The sequence below is a fragment of the Kitasatospora saccharophila genome, assembly GCF_039529925.1.
In the GTDB taxonomy this organism is placed as follows: domain Bacteria; phylum Actinomycetota; class Actinomycetes; order Streptomycetales; family Streptomycetaceae; genus Kitasatospora; species Kitasatospora saccharophila.
Genome location: NZ_BAAANS010000013.1, coordinates 1 through 17,582 on the forward strand (window position 1 = coordinate 1; position 17,582 = coordinate 17,582).

Consider the following 17,582-nt stretch of genomic DNA (forward strand, 5'->3'; position numbering starts at 1 on the left):
GGTCGCTGGTGGGGGTGTGCGCGGTGGCCGTCGTGGCGGGCCTGCTGCCGCTGCGGGTGCTGCGCCGCCCGGCCGCCCGGTCGAGGGGCTGACCGGGCGGCGGGCGGTGCGTCAGGCGGCCGCGCGCACGGTGCGCAGGGCGCGGCGCACCGCCCGGGTGGCGAACGGCGGCAGGACGTCGAGGGCGATCCGGCGCGGCAGCGAGCGGGGCCGGGCGGCCGGGCGGCGGGGCGCCGGCGGCTCGTCCCAGGCCAGTCGGTGGCAGAGCTGCCCGGCGAGGTGCTCCTCGTCGAGCCGGAAGCCCTCGGCCCGCCAGTCCCGGTCGAGCAGGTCGGCCCGGACGGCGTCGGGGTCGCCCCAGGTGCCGTAGAACTTCTCGGGGGTGAGCAGCACCGGCCGCAGTCCGAGGACGAAGACGGCCTCCCAGACGGCGGCGGCCACGCCGGGGGTGTGCGGGGCCCGGTAGTCGTCGAGGGCGACCACGCCGTTCCCGGCGAGCGCCTCGCGGGCGACCAGGATGTCGCCGGTGACGTGCTCGTACAGGTGGGAGGCGTCGACGTGGACGAAGCGGCAGCTGCCGGGGGCGATCCGGCCGTCGGCGAGCACCGAGGTGGGGGCCTGGACGATCACCGGGAGTTCGGGGTGGAAGGCCCGGTAGTTGGTCTCGAAGGCGCGCCGGGTGAGCGTCCTGCGGTAGGACATGTCCATCTCGGCGGAGTTGTCGTCGTCGGGCGCGTCGAGGTCGAACAGGTCGCAGACGGTGAAGGTCTCGCCGGGCTGCAGGTGACCGCCGAGCAGGACCGCCGAGCGGCCCAGGTAGGCGCCCATCTCCAGCAGGTCGCCGGTGGTGCCGGCGGCGCTCTGCCGGGAGAGCAGTTGGGTGAAGGCTTCCCGGTCGGCGCGGAAGAACCAGCCGGGGACGTCCTCGGGGGTGGCCGGGACGGTGGGAGCGGCAGTGGTGTCGAGTGCGGACACACGGTCTCCAGGGAGTGGGCCGGGGCGCGGGGCGCGGCGGCGTACGGTCAGCGGGGGACTGACTGATGTGAGCGGGATCATAGTCATTCGTCCGGATCTGAGACAGTGTCAGGACCGGGTTTCCCCGTGCTGGATCCGAGCGCCTCGCCGAGCGCCGTTTCGGCCTGTCGGACGGCCCGCAGCCGGGCCTCCTCCGGGTCGGCGAGCGCGGTCCAGGCCGCGCAGTACATCAGCAGCCGGGCGACGAAGTCGATCCACAGCAGCAGGGCCACCGGCACGCCGAACGCCCCGTACAGGCTGCGGCCGGCCACCGAGCCCAGGTAGGAGGAGAGCAGCAGTTTCAGCACCTCGAAGCCGACCGCGCCGATCAGCGCGCCCTCCAGCAGGGCGCGGCGGTGCTGGCCGCGGATCCGCGGGAACGGGCCGAGCAGGTAGGCGAACAGCAGCAGGTCGGCGCAGACCGCGATCAGGAAGCCCAGCGCGGACAGCAGCCAGCGGGCGGCCCCGCCGTGCAGGCCGAGGCCGTCGGCGAGCCGGTGGGCGAGGGTGGTGGCGAGCGCGGAGGCGGCCAGCGAGAGCAGGCAGACCAGGCCGAGGCCGAGCAGCACCACGCAGTCGCGGGCCTTGACCAGGACCGGGTTGCCGCGCTCGTCGGGCAGCCGCCACACGGTGCGCACGGCGCCGCGCATGGTGTCCACCCAGCCCAGGCCGGAGACCAGCAGCAGGACGCCGGAGACCAGGCCGACGGTGCCGGCGTTGGCGACCATGGCGTTCAGGTCGAGCGAGTCGGAGAGGCCGGGCAGCTGCTCGGTGACCTTGTCCTGGAGCTGGCGCACCCGGGAGTCGGAGAGGGTGGCCAGGGCGATCGCCAGGGCCACGGTGAGCAGCGGGAACAGGGCCAGGAAGCCGAAGAAGGTGACCGCCCCGGCCAGCCGGTTGCCCTGGACCCCGTCGAACAGCAGGTACACCCGGTAGGGGCGGCTGCGCAGCAGGCGGGCGGCCGGCGGGCCGATCAGGGGCAGCTTGGTGAGGAAGTCCACCCTTGGCTGTATACCGCCGCCCGGGCCCCGGGGGCGGGAGCGAAACCCCGGGAGCGGCGGGAACCCCGGGAGCGGCCGGCGGCGGCCGGGTCCGGCGGAGCGGCCGGGTCCGGCCGAGCCGGCCTAGCGGCGGACGGCGCGGCGGGCCCGGGCGAGCATCCGCAGGCCCTGGAAGCCGAGGTAGTTGCCGCGGCCGAGCAGTTCGCCGCGCAGCCCCTCGCGGCCGGGGGCGGGCCGGTAGCCGGCCGGGCGGTGCCGGGCGCAGTGCTCGGCGGCCCGGCGGAAGAACTCGCGGCGGTCGCCGGCCGGGACCCGGCCGGGCTTGGAGACCACGGTGGCGAGGTGGCCGAGCATCATCCGGTAGACGGTGGGGCGCCAGCGGTCCAGGTCGGGGCGGGCGTCGAGGAAGGCGAAGACCCGGTCGTACTGGGCGAAGACGTCGAAGTGCTTGCGGGAGGCGGTGGCGAGGATGTTGCCGCCCTCGCGGCGCTGCCGGTAGTGGACGCCGACGGTGTCGAGCAGGGTGATCCGCTCGGCGGCGAGCAGCGCCGGGTAGGTGAACGGGGTGTCCTCGTAGTAGCCGGGCGGGAAGGACAGGCCGTTGTCCGCCAGGAAGCCGCGGCGGTACGCCTTGTTCCAGGCGACCTGCAGCAGGTCGAGCAGGTCGCGGCGCTCGTCCAGGGCGAACGCCTCGGGGCCGGGCCGGGCGAAGACGGGCGCGGAGGCGGAGCGGGTGACGCGGCCGTCCCAGTAGCTGCGGGCGTAGTCGAACACCAGCAGGTCGGGGTCGCCGGTGGCGCGCAGCCGGGCGTCGACGGCGGCGAGCAGGCCGGGGGTGAGGGTGTCGTCGCTGTCCAGGAAGAGCACGTAGTCGCCGGTGGCGAGTTCGGTGCCGGCGTCGCGGGCCGGGCCGAGGCCGACGTTCTCGGGCAGGTGGCGGACGGTGACCCGGGGGTCGCGGGCGGCCGCGGCGTCCAGCAGGGCCCCGCAGCCGTCGGGCGAGCGGTCGTCCACCGCGATCAGTTCGAAATCGGCGAAGGACTGGCCGAGGACCGAGTCCAGGCACGCGGGCAGGTACTGCTCGACGGCGTGCACCGGCACGACCACACTGAACCGCGGCATCTCTTCACTCTCCCGACCTGGCCTGGCCTGGCGCAGACTAGCAAGCCCCGAGAGGTAGGATCGCCGCCGGTGCCGGTCCGCTCTGCGTGCGTTGCGCGGGCCCGCCGGTCGCACTCCCGAGGAAAGGCTCTGCGCTCCCGATGGCCCCCCGCCTGTCCGTCGTCGTCCCGATCTACAACGTCGAACGCTACCTGGAGGAGTGTCTCGACTCGATCGCCGCCCAGACCTTCGCCGACTTCGAGTGCGTCATGGTCGATGACGGCTCCAAGGACTCCAGCGCCGAGATCGCCCGGGCGTACGCCGCCAAGGACTCCCGCTTCCGGCTCGTCCAGCAGGTCAACAAGGGCCTGGGAGCGGCCCGCAACACCGGCTACCGGAACGTCTCCGAGGGAAGCGAGTTCCTGGCGTTCGTCGACAGCGACGACACCATGCCGCCGTCCGCGTACGAGCTGATGATCGGCACCCTGGACGAGACCGGCTCGGACTTCTGCACCGGCAACGTGCTGCGCTTCCGCGCCGTGGGCCACTACCAGTCCGGCGGTCACCGCAAGCCGTTCGCGGCGACCCGGCTGCGCACCCACATCACCGAGATCCCGGCGCTGATCACCGACCGCACCGCCTGGAACAAGGTCTACCGCCGCTCGTTCTTCGACGGGGCGGGGGTGCTGTACCCCGAGGGCATCCTGTACGAGGACGCGCCGGTCAGCGTGCCGCACCACTTCCTGGCCCGCCGGGTCGACGTGCTCGCCGAGCCGATCTACCACTGGCGCGAGCGGGAGGTCGGCGAGATGTCGATCACCCAGATGAAGACCAACCCGAAGGGCGTCATCGACCGGGTCAAGTCGATGGAGCTGGTCCGGGACTGGCTGTCGGCGCAGGGCGACCCGAAGTTCCGCAAGTACCTGCGCACCTACGACGAGAACAACCTCGTCGAGGAGATCCCGATGTTCTTCGGGTCGGTGCTGGAGGGCGACGCGGAGTACAACGCGGCCTACCTGGAGTCGGTCGGCCGGCTGCTGCGCGCCATCGGGCCCGAGCCGGTCCGCAAGCTGCGCGCGCCGCTGCGGCTGAAGTACCACCTGACCCTGCAGGGCCGGCTGGAGGAGCTGATCGAGCAGCTCCGCTTCGAGCGCGAGAGCAACGGCGCGGCCCCGGCCCGCGGCCTGCTGCGCCCGTACGCCGACTACCCGTTCCTGCGCGGCGGCCGCAAGAGCGTGCCCGCCGACGTGCTGCGGCTGAAGAACGCCCTGGTGATGCGCTCGCGGGTGTACGACGCGCACTGGGAGGACGGTCGGCTCAAGGTCACCGGCCACGCGTTCCCCGAGCACTTGGGCGCCGCCAACAAGCACGACATGGTCAAGGCGCTGATCCTGCGCGAGGCCAAGGGCCGCGGCGTGGTGGCCGTGCAGACCAAGGCGCAGTTCAGCCCGGAGGCCACCTCCAGCTCCCCGCACGACCTGTACAGCTGCGACTGGGCGGGCTTCGCCGCGTCCATCGACCCGCAGCGGCTCAAGTCCCGCGGCAGCTGGAAGGAGGGCTCCTGGCGGGTGCTGGTGGCCGGGGTCGGCAAGGGCGGCGTGTACAAGGGCCGGGTGTCGGTCGGCTGGCACGACCGCAGCGAGTACCCGCCGGCGCACTGGATCGAGGACGACGTCCGGATCGTGCCCTGGTCGCGCGACGGCCACCTGCTGCTGCGGGTGGAGCGGGTGCGCGCCCGCGCGGTCGCGGCCTCGGCGCGGGACGGCGTCCTGGAGCTGAACGGCCTGATCCGCTCCGGCCCGGACCTGGCCGGCGCCGAGCTGAGGCTCAAGCACGTCGAGTCCGACCGCGAGCTGTTCTCCGAGCTGGAGCTGGGCACCCCGGTCGGGCGCGAGCTGCCGTTCACCACCCGGGTGCGGATCGCCGACCTGACCGCCGTCCGCGAGTCCTGGGACGCGCTGGACCCGACCGCCGAGGAGCGCACCCGGGACCGCTGGGACCTGGAGCTCAAGCTCGCCGACGGCAGCGCGCTGTCGCTGGTGCTGGACGACCGGGCCGCCCCGGTCGAGCTGCACCTGCCGCTCGGCGACGGCGGGCGGGCGCTGTACGCCAAGCCCTCCCCGTCCGGCTACCTGCAGCTGTGCGACCAGGTGCTGCAGCCGGTGATCGAGGAGGTGCTCGCCGCTCCCGACGGCGAGGGCTTCGTGGTCAGCGGTTCCTTCCCGCTGCCCGGCGTCCACCGCTACGAGCTGGTGATCCGGCACCCCAAGCGCCAGGAGGAGCACGCCTACCCGGTGGAGATCGCCGACGGCCGCTTCCGGGCCGCGCTGCCCGCCGTGCCGACCGCGTCCTTCGCCGGGCGGGTGCCGCTGCACAAGGGCACCTGGGCGGTGCTGTTCCGCCCGGTCGGCGCCCCGGTCGACAGCCTGTGGCCGTCCGCCGCGCTGGACGTCCGGACCTTCGAGGCGCTGCCGCTGGAGCTGGAGGCCCGCGGCAAGCGGGTCGCCCTGGAGCGCCGCGGCTTCGACAGCCTGGCGCTGGAGTCGCACGACTCGCTGGCGCCCGAGGAGCGCAGCGGCCACCGGCAGCGCCTGCTGCGGCTCGCCTACACCGAGCAGGAGTTCGGCCCGCTGACCGACACCGTGCTGTACCACACCGTCCGGGAGGACTGGTGGGCCGCCGACGGCGGGCTGTACGGCGACTCGCCGCGCGCGGTGCACGAGGAGCTGGTGCGCCGCGGCCTGCCGCTGCGCCACCTGTGGACCTCGGTCGACCTGCAGGCCGAGCTGCCGCAGACCGCCGAGTGCGTGCGGCACCGCTCCCCCGAGTGGTTCCGGGCGCTGTCCACCGCGAAGTACATCGTCACCTCCACCCACCTGCCCACGTACTTCCGCCGCCGTCCGGGCCAGGTCGTCCTGCAGACCTGGCAGGGCGTGCCGCTGAAGCGGATCGGCACCGACTTCGAGAAGGTCTGGTTCACCGACTCCGGGTACCTGAAGCACCTCAAGGAGGAGGTGCCGCAGTGGAGCCTGCTGACGGCGGGCAACCGCTGGTCGGCGCCGGTGCTGCGGCGGGCCTTCGGCTTCGAGGGCGAGGTGCTGGAGAGCGGCTCGCCGCGCAACGACCTGCTGTTCGCCGCCGACCGGGAGAAGACCGCCGAGCGGGTGCGCGAGCAGCTGGGCCTGCCCGAGGGCAAGAAGGTCGTGCTGTACGCGCCGACCTTCCGGGAGGACCGCCGGCTGCCCGACGGCGGCTACCAGCTCAACCTGCAGCTCGACCTGGAGGCGGCCCGGGCCGCCCTGGGCGAGGACCAGGTGCTGCTGGTGCGCGGCCACGAGGTGGTGCGCGGGCAGATCGCCGAGGCCGGCAACGGCTACGTGTGGGACGTCAGCACCTACCCGGACGCGGCCGAGCTGCTGCTGGTCGCCGACGTGCTGGTGACCGACTACTCGGCGTCGGTGTTCGACTTCATGAACACCGGCCGCCCGGTGCTGTTCTTCACCTACGACCTGGAGCACTACCGCGACAACCTGCGCGGCTTCAGCTTCGACTTCGAGGCCCAGGCGCCCGGCCCGCTGCTGCGCACCTCCGCCGAGGTGGTCGCCGCGCTCGGCGACCTGCCCCGGGTGAGCGCCGAGTACGCCGACAAGTACGCGGCGTTCCGCGAGGCGTACGGCGACCTGGACGACGGCCGGGCCGCGGCCCGGGTGGTGGACGCGCTGCTCGCCGAGGGCGAGAAGGGCTCCGCCGGGTCGGCCCGGTAAAACCCCCCAATAATTCCGATAAAAGCATTTCAATTCCCTCCACTTCTCCGAAGTGGAGGGAATTGACATTGGCCGGGCCGTTGCGCTGGGATATCGCAAATGCCCTCCCCCGTACGGCACCGCCCCCCCGCCGACCGCACCCGGCGGTCCGACGCCCCCACCGCCGTCGCCGCGCTGCGCCACGCCGCCTGGGACGGCGGCCTCCTGGTGCTGCACGGCGAGGGCCGGCTCGTCGGCCACCCCGGGGAGCACCCCGGCCAGACCCGGGTCGTCCTGGAACTGCGCCCCCTCGACGGCTCCCGGCGCACCGTCCGGCTGCGCACCGTCCCCCGCTACCTGCCCGAGGCCACCGACGACAGCGCGCAGGCCCGGCACGGCCTCGACTGGACCGGCTTCACGGCCGGGCTCGACCCCGCCGCGCTGCGCCCCCGCCCCGGCCGGGCGGACGCCACCTGGCGGGTCGAGGCCGTGGTCAGCCGCGGCCGGCTGCTGGCCCGCGCCCCGCTCGCCCCGCACTGGTGCGGCGGCGGCGAGTACCCCCCGGCCGGCTGGGGCGACGACGGCGTCCACCTGGCGGCCGCCGCCGACGACGGGGTCCTGCGGCTGACCGCGAGCCGCCCGGCCGTCCGGCTCACCTCCTGCCTGGCCCGGCCCGACGGCTTCGAGCTGCGCGGCCGGGTCGCCGGCCCCGGCCGCGGGCCGCTGGTCCTGCGGCACCGCGACACCGGCGAACTGCTGCAGACCGAGGCCGACTGGCGGGGCGGCGAGTTCACCGCACTGGTCGGCACCGTCCCGCGCCCCGCGCCCGGACACTGGGACGCCGCCCTGGCACTGCCCGACGGCCCGGCCCCGCTGCGGCTGGACCGACCGCCGCAGGGCCGCTGCCAACTCCCGCTGCCCGGCGGCGGACTGACCCTCCAGGCCAGGCAGCTCGCCGACGACCGGCTGCAGTTCCAGGTCCGGCCGGCCGAACCCCGAATCGACCGGATCTCCCCCGCCGACGGCGCCTTCGAGCTGTCCGGCGAGTTCCCCGGGGCCGCGGACCTCCCGCTGGAGCTGGTCCTGCGGCACACCGGCGACGGCCGCGAGCGCCGCTCCCCCGTCCGCACCGCCCCGGACGGCCGGTTCACCGCCCGGCTGCCGCTCGCCCCGCCCGGACCGGACGGCGTGCCCCGCCCGCTCGCCAAGGGCGTCTGGGAGGCCCTGCTGCGGCCGCCCGGCCCCGGCGGGGAGGGGCGGCCGGTGCGGCTGCACCCCTCGGTGCTGCCGCTGCTGCCCGCCCGGGCCGCGGCCGGCGGCAAGTCCTTCCTGCTGCAGCGCCGCTGGCACGACACCCTGATCGTGGACAGCCTCCCGGTCCTGTCCGCCGTCGAGCGCAGCGCCCACCGCCAGCACCGGCTGCGCACCGACGCCTACCCGGCCGCCCGGCGGCGCCCGCTGCGCGAGGCGGTGCTGTACGACGTGTTCGGCGGCCGCGGCTACGCCTGCAACCCGCGCGCCGTGCACGCCGAACTCGCCCGCCGCGGCGGCCCCCTGGAGCACCTGTGGGTGGTCGAGGACGGGCAGGAGCGGCCCCCGGCGGGCGTGCGCGCGGTCCGCCAGTGGAGCCCCGAGTGGTACGAGGCCCTGGCCACCTGCCGCTACCTGGTCGGCAACACGCACTTCCCGGAGTTCCTGCGCCGCCGCGACGGCCAGGTGGTGGTGCAGCTGTGGCACGGCACCCCGCTGAAGCGGATCGCGCACCGGCTGCCGCCCGGCTGGGCCGCCGACGACGGCTACCTGCGGCGGCTGGAGCACGAGGTGCGGCAGTGGAGCCTGCTGGTGTCGCCGAGCCCGTTCGCCACCCCGGAGCTGCGCGACTCCTTCCGGTACCGGGGCGAGGTGCTGGAGGCCGGCTACCCGCGCAACGACCGGCTGGCCCGCCCGGACCCGGCCGAGGCCGCCGCGATCCGCCGCCGGCTCGGCCTGCCCCCCGGCCGCCGGGTGGTGCTGTACGCCCCGACCTGGCGCGACGACCGGCCGGGGCCGGGCGGCCGGCACGCCCTGGACCTGCGGCTCGACCTGGCCGCCGCCCGGGCCGCGCTGGGCCGCGACCACGTGCTGCTGCTGCGCCCGCACGTGCACGTCGGCGGGGCGCTGCCGGACGACGGCTTCGTCCGCGACGTCGCCGACTACCCGGACGTGCAGGACCTGCTGCTGGTCGCGGACGTGCTGGTCACCGACTACTCCTCGGTGATGTTCGACTTCGCGCTGACCGACCGTCCGATGCTGTTCTTCACCTACGACCTGGCGCACTACCGGGACGCCCTGCGCGGCTTCACCTTCGACTTCGAACGCCGGGCGCCCGGCCCGCTGCTGTCCCGCTCCGAGCAGGTGGTGGCGGCGCTACGGGACCTCGACCCCGCGCTGCACCGGGATGCCCGACGCCGGTTCCGGGAGCGCTTCTGCCCCCTGGACGACGGCGGGGCCGCCGCCCGCGTGGTCGACCGGACGCTCGCGCTCGGCGGCGGGGGCTGAGGCCGGGCCGGGCAGCTCGACCGGGTCGGGCAGCTCGAACGGTCCGGGCACCGGGAAGTAGGCGGCCAGGAACTCGGCCATCGCCCGCCCCTGCTCCTCCACCGGGGTGCCGTCGCCGGCCCCGTCGGCCAGGCAGAACGCGTCCACGTCGCGCTCCGCGAGCAGCCGGGCCAGCCGGTCGCGGTCCGCGACGCAGTCCACCGCCTTGTACTCGTGGGCGAGCCGCCCGTCAACGGCGCGGCCGCCGAGCTGGGCGTGGAAGAGCGCCAGGGTCACCGGGGCGACGTCGTCGGCCGACCGGAAGGCCGAGCGGCCGGTGGCGGCCAGCTCCTCCGGCCAGCGCCGTTCGGCCTCCTCCAGCAGGCTGCGCCGCAGCGGGTACGGGACGTGGGCGAGCACCCGGGAGTAGACCCGGTGGTGCTCGGCCTCCAGCAGGGCCCGGGTGTTCTGCTGGCCCGCGACGTACACGTCGGGGTCGGGGGTGCCGGTGCTCGGCGGGATCATCCGGCTGTCCCGGAACACCCGGGGCAGGCCGCTGCCGAGGAAGAAGTCCTCGGGGCGGACCGGGCGGCCCAGGAACATGTCGTCGTTGAAGTAGAGGAAGTGCTCGGCCAGGCCGGGGATCCGGTGCAGGCCGGTCTCGATCGCGCGCGAGTTGAACACCGGGCCGCCGGGCAGGATCTCCCGGTGCGGGACGACGGTCAGGCCGGGCACCTCGTCGTTCAGCCAGGACGGCACCTGGTCGGCGGTGACCAGGAAGATCCGCCGGATCCACGGGGCGTACATGGCCAGCGAGCGCAGGCTGTAGCGCAGCTCGTCGTGGTTGCGGTAGCGGTGGTCGCCGTCGTCGTGGGCGGCGTGCACCTGCTCGGGGGCCGGTCCGCCGAACAGCTCGGCCCGGGCCGCGGCGCGGCGGCGCTGCCAGGCCGGGTCGCCGTCGTCGACCCAGGTGTACACCGCGTCCACCGGGAAGCGGACGTCCTCGGGCAGGTCGTGCAGGAACGCCTCCGCGACGGGGTAGTCGCGCTCGCCGACCCGGACGGTGCCGGCCGCCTCTATCGAGGGCAGCCACCACCCGTACGGGGTCTCGTCGATCGAGGCGACGCCTCCGGTGGGGGTGTCGGCGGCGTCCCAGAACTCCAGGTCGCAGCCGTGCTCCTCGCCGTAGTACAGGGTGCGCCCGCCGGTCACGACCGGCTGGTACAGGCGCACGCCCTTGACCGCCTCCGGGGGCTCCGGCGCCGGGGGCGGCTCCTCTCCCTCGGGGACCTCCGGCGGCGGCGGGGGCGTCTCGTGCTCAGCCACGGCGTCCGGCAGGGACTCGGCCAGGACGGTGCCGTGCACCCGGCCGTGGCCGAGCATCGCGGCGTACCGGGGGGTGCCGCGGAACGCCTCGGCGACGGCGGCCAGCGCGGCCGCCCGGCCGCCCGGCAGCACGCCCAGGCGGTAGCGGGCGCCGCGGTCGGGGATCAGCAGGTAGCGGACGCCCGCGGCGTCCAGCGCCTCGGCGACGGCGGCCAGGTTGGCCTGCCGGGCCTGCGGGTCGAGCAGGTCGTCGCGGACCTCGGCCAGCCGGCCGCGGTGGCGCACCAGCCCGGGGCGGGCGGCGGCCAGTTCGTCCTCGCGCAGCCGCTGCGGGTCGACCGGGGCGGGCGGCGGCGGGGGCGGGGGCGGCGGCGGGGGTACCGGGGGGAGCAGTCCGTACCGGCGCATGGCGCGGCCGACCACCCGTCGGACCGACGGGGGAACTGCCTGTTTGGTTGCCATCGCCACTCCTGAGCCCGCCGTAACCACGGCGACGGTAACAACGGTGCAACCTCAAACAAAGTAAAGGCAAACGATTCCCAGAGAACTGTCAGAAATCACGGGCCGGACGGTCAGGCGCCGCCGAAGCGGAACGCCGACCAGGGGCGCCAGACCGCGTCCGCCCCGAACCGTGAGAGCACGAACTCCGTGACCTCGAAGACCGCCCGGAAGCCCTTGGTCCGCTCGTAGGCGGTGTCCAGGACGGGTTCGGGCAGGCCGTGGGCGACGGTGACGTGCGGGTGGTAGGGGAAGGCCAGCTCGCGGGCCAGCGGGCCGGAGCGGACCTCGGCCTCCAGCACCCGGCACTCCTGGGCGCCCTCCTCGACCCGGACGAACACCACCGGGGAGACCGGGCGGAAGGTGCCGCTGCCCTGCAGCAGCATCCGGAACGGGCGCTGGGCGGCGGCCACCGCCCGCAGGTGGCGCTCTATCCCGGGCAGGAACCCGGTGCGGGTCTCGGTCGGCGGCAGCAGGGTGACGTGGGTCGGTATCGACCGGGCCTGCGGGTCGCCGTACCCGGCCCGGGCGTCCTGCACCCGGCTGCCGTAGGGCTCCGGGACGTGTATGGAGACGCCGATGGTGACGGCCTCGTCGAGGCCGGCACCTTCGGGGACGGCAGCCGTCGGCATCAGCGCTTCGGCGCCAGGAAGCCGACCCGGTCGTAGACCTCGGCGAGCGTCTCGGACGCCACCGCGCGGGCCTTCTCGGCACCCAGCGCGAGGACCCGGTCCAGCTCGGCCGGGTCGTCCAGGTACTGCTGGGTGCGGGCCTGGAACGGGGTGACCCACTCGGTGAACAGGTCGGCCAGCTCGGTCTTCAGGGCGCCGTACATCTTGCCCTCGAAGTGCGCGACCAGCTCGTCGACGCTCAGGCCGCTGAGCGCGGAGTGGATCCGCAGCAGGTTGGAGACGCCGGGCTTGGCCGCCTCGTCGTAGGTCACGACGGTGTCGGTGTCGGTGACCGCGCTCTTGAACTTCTTGGCGCTGGCCTTCGCCGGGTCGAGCAGGTTGATCAGGCCCTTGTCGGTGGCCGCGGACTTGCTCATCTTCGCGGCCGGGTCCTGGAGGTCCTGGATCTTGGCGGTGGCCTTGAGGATGTACGGCTCGGGGACGGTGAAGGTCTGCCCGTAGCGGGTGTTGAAGCGGTCCGCGAGGTCCCGGGTGAGCTCCAGGTGCTGGCGCTGGTCCTCGCCGACCGGCACCGCGTCGGCCTGGTAGAGCAGCACGTCGGCGACCATCAGCACCGGGTAGGTGAACAGGCCGACCGTGGTGCGGTCGCTGCCCTGCTTGGCGGACTTGTCCTTGAACTGGGTCATTCGGGACGCCTCGCCGAAGCCGGTGAGGCAGTTCATCACCCAGGCCAGCTGCGCGTGCTCGGGCACCTGGGACTGCACGAACAGGGTGCAGCGCTCCGGGTCCAGGCCGGCGCCGAGCAGCTGGGCGGCGGAGATCCGGGTGTTCTGCCGCAGCACCGCCGGGTCCTGCTCGACGGTGATCGCGTGCAGGTCGACGACCATGTAGAAGGCGTCGTTGGCCTCCTGCAGGTCGACCCACTGGCGCACCGCGCCGAGGTAGTTGCCCAGGTGGAAGGAGCCCGAGGTGGGCTGGATGCCGGAGAGCACCCGGGGGCGGTCCTTCACGGGACCGGTGACCGCTGCGTTGACCATGAGGCCATTGTTCCAGTTCCCCCGGCCGGTCAGGAAACCTCCGGGCCCACCGGATCCGCCGGTGTGACGGTGCTCACCCGCAGCCGCTCGATCCGCCGCCCGTCCAGGCGGGCCACGGTCAGCCGGGCCCCGGTGTCGGTGACCACCTGGTCGCCCTTGCGGGGCAGCCGGCCCAGCTCGCGCACCACGAACCCGGCGACCGTCTCGTACGGGCCCTCGGGCAGGACCAGGCCGGTCTCCCCGGTGAAGTCGGCGAGGTTGAGCAGGCCGTCCAGTTCGACGCCGCCGCCGGCCAGCCGCCGGGTCGCGGTGGTGTCCTGGGCGTCGTACTCGTCGCGGATCTCGCCGATCACCTCCTCGACCAGGTCCTCCAGGGTGACGATGCCCGCGGTGCCGCCGTACTCGTCGACCACGATCGCCAGGTGGTGGCCCTCCCGGCGCATCTCGCTCATCGCCTCCAGCACCCGCTTGGTGGCGGGCAGCAGCTTCACCGGGCGGGCCAGCTCGGCGACCCGGACGGCCCGCTCGCCGCGCGCCCCGTACAGGTCGCGGACGTGCACGAAGCCGGTCACCGCGTCGTAGGAGCCCTCCACCACCGGGTAGCGGGAGTGCGGCGCGGAGTCGGTCTCGTTGCGGACCTCGGCCACCGGCCGGTCGCCGTCCAGGAAGGTCACCTCGGTGCGCGGCACCATCACCTCGCGCAGCTGGCGCTCCCCCGCCGCGAACACCTCGTTGATCAACTCGCGTTCGTCCGAGCCGAGTTCGGTGTTGGCGGCGACCAGGCCGCGCAGTTCCTCGGGGCTCATCACGCCGCGCCCGGCGGTCGGGTCGCCGCCCAGCAGCCGCACCATCAGGTTGGTCGAGTGGCCCAGCAGCCAGATCACCGGCCGCAGCACCACCGACATCACGTCCACCACCGGCGCGGCCAGCAGCGCGATCGACTCGGCCCGCTGCAGGCCGATCCGCTTGGGCGTCAACTCGCCCAGCACCAGCGAGGCGTAGGAGATCACCAGGGTCAGGCCGACCAGCGCGACCGCGTCCGCGACGCCCTCGGACAGGCCCGCCCGGACGAACACCGGCGCCAGTTTGCCCGCCAGGGTGTCCGCGCCGAACGCCGCCGACAGGAAGCCCATGCAGGTCACCCCGACCTGCACCGCCGCCAGGAACCGGTTCGGGTCCGCCGCCAGGTGCGCGGCCCGCGCGGCCCGCCGCGAACCCGCCGCCTCCAGGGTGCGAATCTGCCCCTCGCGCAGCGAGATCAGCGCGATCTCGGCGACGTTGAACAGCCCGCCCAACATGATGAACACCAGGACGAGCGCGGCGTCCTGCAGGGTTTCGCTCACGGCCCGAGTGTAGGGCGGCCGCCCGCAGGAGAACGGCCGGGCACCCGACGGGTGCCCGGCCGTTCAGCCGCGGTGGGGAGGCGCTCAGATGAGGCCGAGCTCCTGCACCGCGTCGCGCTCCTCGGCGAGCTCGCCGACCGAGGCGTCGATCCGCTTGCGGTCGAACTCCGAGATGTCCAGGCCCTGGACGATCTCGAACTTGCCGTCCTTGGTGGTGACCGGGAAGGAGGAGATCAGGCCCTCCGGCACACCGTACGAGCCGTCGGAGACGATGCCCATCGAGGTCCAGTCGCCCGCCGGGGTGCCGTTGACCCAGGTGTACACGTGGTCGATGGCGGCGTTCGCGGCCGAGGCGGCCGAGGAGGCGCCGCGGACCTCGATGATCTCGGCGCCGCGCTTGGCGACCTTCGGGATGAAGAAGTTCTCGACCCACTCCTGGTCGGCGCCCACGGCGTCGAAGGCGGCCTTGCCGGAGACCTCGGCGTGGAACAGGTCCGGGTACTGGGTGGCCGAGTGGTTGCCCCAGATGGTGACCTTCTTGACGTCCTCGACCGTCACGCCGGCCTTCTTGGCCAGCTGGGCGACGGCCCGGTTGTGGTCCAGGCGGGTCATCGCGGTGAAGCGCTCGGCCGGCACGTCCGGGGCGTTGCGCTGGGCGATCAGGGCGTTGGTGTTGGCCGGGTTGCCGACCACCAGGACCTTGATGTCGTCCGCGGCGTTGGCGTTGATCGCCTTGCCCTGCGGGCCGAAGATGCCGCCGTTGGCGGAGAGCAGGTCGCCGCGCTCCATGCCCGCGGTGCGCGGACGGGCGCCGACCAGCAGCGCGACGTTGGCGCCGTCGAACGCGACGTTCGCCTGGTCGGTGATGGTGATGTCGCGCAGCAGCGGGAACGCGCAGTCGTCCAGTTCCATGGCGACGCCCTCGGCCGCCTTGAGGCCCTGCGGGATCTCCAGCAGGCGCAGGTTCACCGGAACGTCGGCACCCAGCAGGTGACCCGAGGCGATGCGGAAGAGCAGCGCGTAGCCGATCTGGCCGGCGGCTCCGGTGACGGTGACATTGACGGGGGTGCGAGTCATTTCAGCCTTCTCCTGCGATCGCCAGGTGCCCCAGGCACACCGGCGCGCTGGAGCCGAGGATGATCTCTCGATATCGAGAGACCTGGGCAAGGCTATCGCAAGGCCGTGACCGCCACCGACCGGGGCACGGCGACCGATGCGCCGCGCCCCGGGCTCCGCGCGCCCCGCCTACCGCATCGGGTGCCCGATCAGCCGTCCGATGTTCTCCAGCACCGGCACCCGCAGCCACGGGTCGGGCTGGGCCACCAGCGTGAGCAGGACGATCACGCCGCCGAGCACGAACATCAGGGTGACGTCGGTGAACCGGCTGCGGACGGCGAGCATGCCGACGTCGGGCAGGCCGAGCCGGAGCAGCGCGCCGAGCAGGGGCGCGGCGCCGACCGCGAGCAGGCCGAGCCGGAAGTGGCCCTGCCAGGTGATCAGCAGGCCCGCCGCGGCGACCAGCAGGACCAGCGTTATCGGCCACTGCCGCAGCGGCAGCACGTGGCCGCGGCCGAGCGCGGCCGCGGCCCCCTCGGGGGGCACGGTGCCCTGGGTGGTGACGGGGGGGCGGCGACGGCCGCGCCGCGTGACGCCGGGCACCGGTGTCAGACGCCGGCGCGGCGCTCGGCCGCCTCGACGATGTTGTTGAGGAGCATGGCGCGGGTCATCGGGCCGACGCCGCCGGGGTTGGGGGAGATCCAGCCGGCCACCTCGGCGGCACCGGGGTGCACGTCGCCGACGATCTTGCCCTCGCTGCGGGAGACGCCGACGTCGAGGATCGCGGCGCCGGGCTTGACGTCCTCGGGCTTGACCAGGTGCGGGACGCCCGCGGCGGCGACGATGATGTCGGCGTTCTTGAGGTGCGAGGCGAGGTCGCGGGTGCCGGTGTGGCAGAGCGTCACGGTGGCGTTCTCGCTGCGGCGGGTGAGCAGCAGGCCGATCGAGCGGCCGACGGTGATGCCGCGGCCGACCACGACGACCTCGGCGCCGTCGATGGCGACGTCGTGGCGGCGGAGCAGCTCGACGATGCCGAGCGGGGTGCAGGGCAGCGGGCCGTCGATGCCGAGGACGAGGCGGCCGAGCGAGGTCGGGTGGAGGCCGTCGGCGTCCTTGTCCGGGTCCATGAGTTCGAGCACGCGGTTGGCGTCCAGGCCCTTGGGGAGCGGGAGTTGGACGATGTAGCCGGTGCAGGACGGGTCGGCGTTGAGCTCGCGGACGACGTTCTCGACGTCCTCCTGGGTGGCGGTGGCGGGCAGTTCGCGCTGGATGGAGGCGATGCCGATCTCCGCGCAGTCCCGGTGCTTGCCGTTGACGTACCACCGGCTGCCCGGGTCGTCGCCGACCAGGACGGTGCCGAGGCCGGGGACGATGCCCCGTTCCTTGAGGGCCGCCACGCGGACGGCGAGTTCGGACTTGATCGCGGCCGCGGTGGCCTTGCCATCGAGAATCTGGGCAGTCATGCCCCCCATTCTCCCGGATCGGGGGTGCGGGCCGCGCCGCCGGGCCGCCTGCCGGACCTGGCGCACCGCGCGGGCCGCCGCCGGCGGGTGCGGGAGCACGGAGCGTACCGGTCCCGTCGCGGTTGGGCCACGGTCCGGTCCGGGTTCCGGCCGACGCTGGACAGCGCGGTGTGGTACGGACGACGATGGCCCGACAATCCCCGCCGTACCGGGTCCTGGTGACGGGCTGTCGCCGGTGGGGGCACGACACCGGGGGAAGAACGATCATGAGCGGACCGAGCAGACCGGCGCCGTGCGGCGTCCGCGGCGCGGGCACCGCCGGGTCGTCGCGCGCCCCCGTGCGGCCGTGAGCGCCCCCGGGGCCGCCGGGGCGGCGTGGGCGGCCCGCTGGCGGCGGTCGGCCGGGACGGTGCCGGGGTCGGTGCTGCGGGTGGCGCTGCGGGCCTCGCTGGTCGCCGGTGCGGCGGCCGCGGTGGCGGTGGCGCACGACGCGCACGATCCGGGGGTGCTGTGCCCGCTGCGGCTGCTGACCGGCGTGCCGTGTCCGCTGTGCGGCAGCACCACGGTGTTCGTCGAGGCGGGCCACGGCCGGTGGGGTGCCGCGCTGCTGGCGAACCCGGTGACGGCGCTGACCGCGGTGGCGCTGGTGTGCGGGCCGTTCGGTCCGGGGCGCCGCTGGCGGTCGCTGTCGTACGCGGGCCGCAACGTGCTGGTGGGGGCGGCCCTGGTGGTGGCCTGGGTCTGGGAGTTGGCCCGGCTCGGCCTGCTGCGGTCATGAACGGCCGACCGGTCCGCGGCCGTCGCCCGGGGCCCGTCGGAGCCGTCCGCTAATCTGCCCCGCGGTCGGTGTC

Annotated in this window: 12 protein-coding genes and 1 pseudogene; 3 read left to right on the forward strand and 10 right to left on the reverse strand. The window is 74.3% G+C overall.

Annotation, left to right across the window (positions count from 1 at the left end; all coding sequences use genetic code 11):
- Positions 1-111: 111 nt before the first annotated feature.
- The 3 genes from ABD345_RS11820 to ABD345_RS11830 all read right to left on the reverse strand — a co-directional run bounded on the left by ABD345_RS11820 (position 112) and on the right by ABD345_RS11830 (position 3,137).
- The gene (locus ABD345_RS11820; RefSeq protein WP_344551954.1) at positions 112-975 is read right to left on the reverse strand and encodes a class I SAM-dependent methyltransferase; all 864 of its coding nucleotides are present in this window, start codon (positions 973-975) and stop codon (positions 112-114) included.
- Between the two features lie 83 nt (positions 976-1,058).
- Complete coding sequence (locus ABD345_RS11825) at positions 1,059-2,015, reverse strand: YihY/virulence factor BrkB family protein (RefSeq protein WP_344551955.1); 957 nt, start codon at positions 2,013-2,015, stop codon at positions 1,059-1,061.
- Between the two features lie 123 nt (positions 2,016-2,138).
- Positions 2,139-3,137: a glycosyltransferase family 2 protein gene (locus tag ABD345_RS11830; protein ID WP_344551956.1), complete on the reverse strand. Its 999-nt coding sequence runs from the start codon at positions 3,135-3,137 to the stop codon at positions 2,139-2,141.
- Between the two features lie 140 nt (positions 3,138-3,277).
- Here ABD345_RS11830 and ABD345_RS11835 point away from each other — a divergent pair, with 140 nt between their 5' ends.
- Together ABD345_RS11835 and ABD345_RS11840 are read left to right on the forward strand one after the other, a co-directional pair.
- The gene (locus ABD345_RS11835) at positions 3,278-6,880 is read left to right on the forward strand and encodes a bifunctional glycosyltransferase/CDP-glycerol:glycerophosphate glycerophosphotransferase (RefSeq protein ID WP_344551957.1); all 3,603 of its coding nucleotides are present in this window, start codon (positions 3,278-3,280) and stop codon (positions 6,878-6,880) included.
- A gap of 99 nt (positions 6,881-6,979) precedes the next feature.
- Complete coding sequence (locus tag ABD345_RS11840) at positions 6,980-9,397, forward strand: CDP-glycerol glycerophosphotransferase family protein (RefSeq protein WP_344551958.1); 2,418 nt, start codon at positions 6,980-6,982, stop codon at positions 9,395-9,397.
- Positions 9,398-9,430: 33 nt separating this feature from the next.
- Here the strand turns inward: ABD345_RS11840 and ABD345_RS11845 are convergent.
- From ABD345_RS11845 to ABD345_RS11875, 7 genes and pseudogenes are all read right to left on the reverse strand, one after another.
- Positions 9,431-11,164: pseudogene (locus tag ABD345_RS11845) on the reverse strand (stealth family protein); the annotation flags it as partial.
- Between the two features lie 110 nt (positions 11,165-11,274).
- A complete protein-coding gene (locus ABD345_RS11850) occupies positions 11,275-11,832 on the reverse strand; it encodes a 2'-5' RNA ligase family protein (RefSeq protein WP_344551959.1) in 558 nt (185 codons plus the stop codon).
- Positions 11,832-12,869 (reverse strand): tryptophan--tRNA ligase, encoded by a 1,038-nt coding sequence (trpS, locus tag ABD345_RS11855; RefSeq protein WP_344551960.1) that lies wholly within the window; start codon positions 12,867-12,869, stop codon positions 11,832-11,834. The genes ABD345_RS11850 and trpS overlap by 1 nt, the downstream gene beginning before the upstream one ends.
- Before the next feature lie 29 nt (positions 12,870-12,898).
- On the reverse strand, positions 12,899-14,212 hold the full coding sequence (locus ABD345_RS11860) for a hemolysin family protein (RefSeq protein WP_344551961.1): 1,314 nt from the start codon (positions 14,210-14,212) through the stop codon (positions 12,899-12,901).
- 84 nt (positions 14,213-14,296) lie between these two features.
- Positions 14,297-15,289, reverse strand: coding sequence for a malate dehydrogenase (locus ABD345_RS11865; protein ID WP_344551962.1), 993 nt, complete (start codon positions 15,287-15,289; stop codon positions 14,297-14,299).
- A gap of 168 nt (positions 15,290-15,457) precedes the next feature.
- Positions 15,458-15,814 (reverse strand): DUF3017 domain-containing protein, encoded by a 357-nt coding sequence (locus ABD345_RS11870; protein WP_344551963.1) that lies wholly within the window; start codon positions 15,812-15,814, stop codon positions 15,458-15,460.
- A 62-nt stretch (positions 15,815-15,876) separates the two neighbouring features.
- Positions 15,877-16,731: a bifunctional methylenetetrahydrofolate dehydrogenase/methenyltetrahydrofolate cyclohydrolase gene (locus ABD345_RS11875; protein WP_344551964.1), complete on the reverse strand. Its 855-nt coding sequence runs from the start codon at positions 16,729-16,731 to the stop codon at positions 15,877-15,879.
- Between the two features lie 346 nt (positions 16,732-17,077).
- Here ABD345_RS11875 and ABD345_RS11880 point away from each other — a divergent pair, with 346 nt between their 5' ends.
- Positions 17,078-17,509: a DUF2752 domain-containing protein gene (locus tag ABD345_RS11880; RefSeq protein WP_344551965.1), complete on the forward strand. Its 432-nt coding sequence runs from the start codon at positions 17,078-17,080 to the stop codon at positions 17,507-17,509.
- The last annotated feature ends 73 nt before the right edge of the window (positions 17,510-17,582 follow it).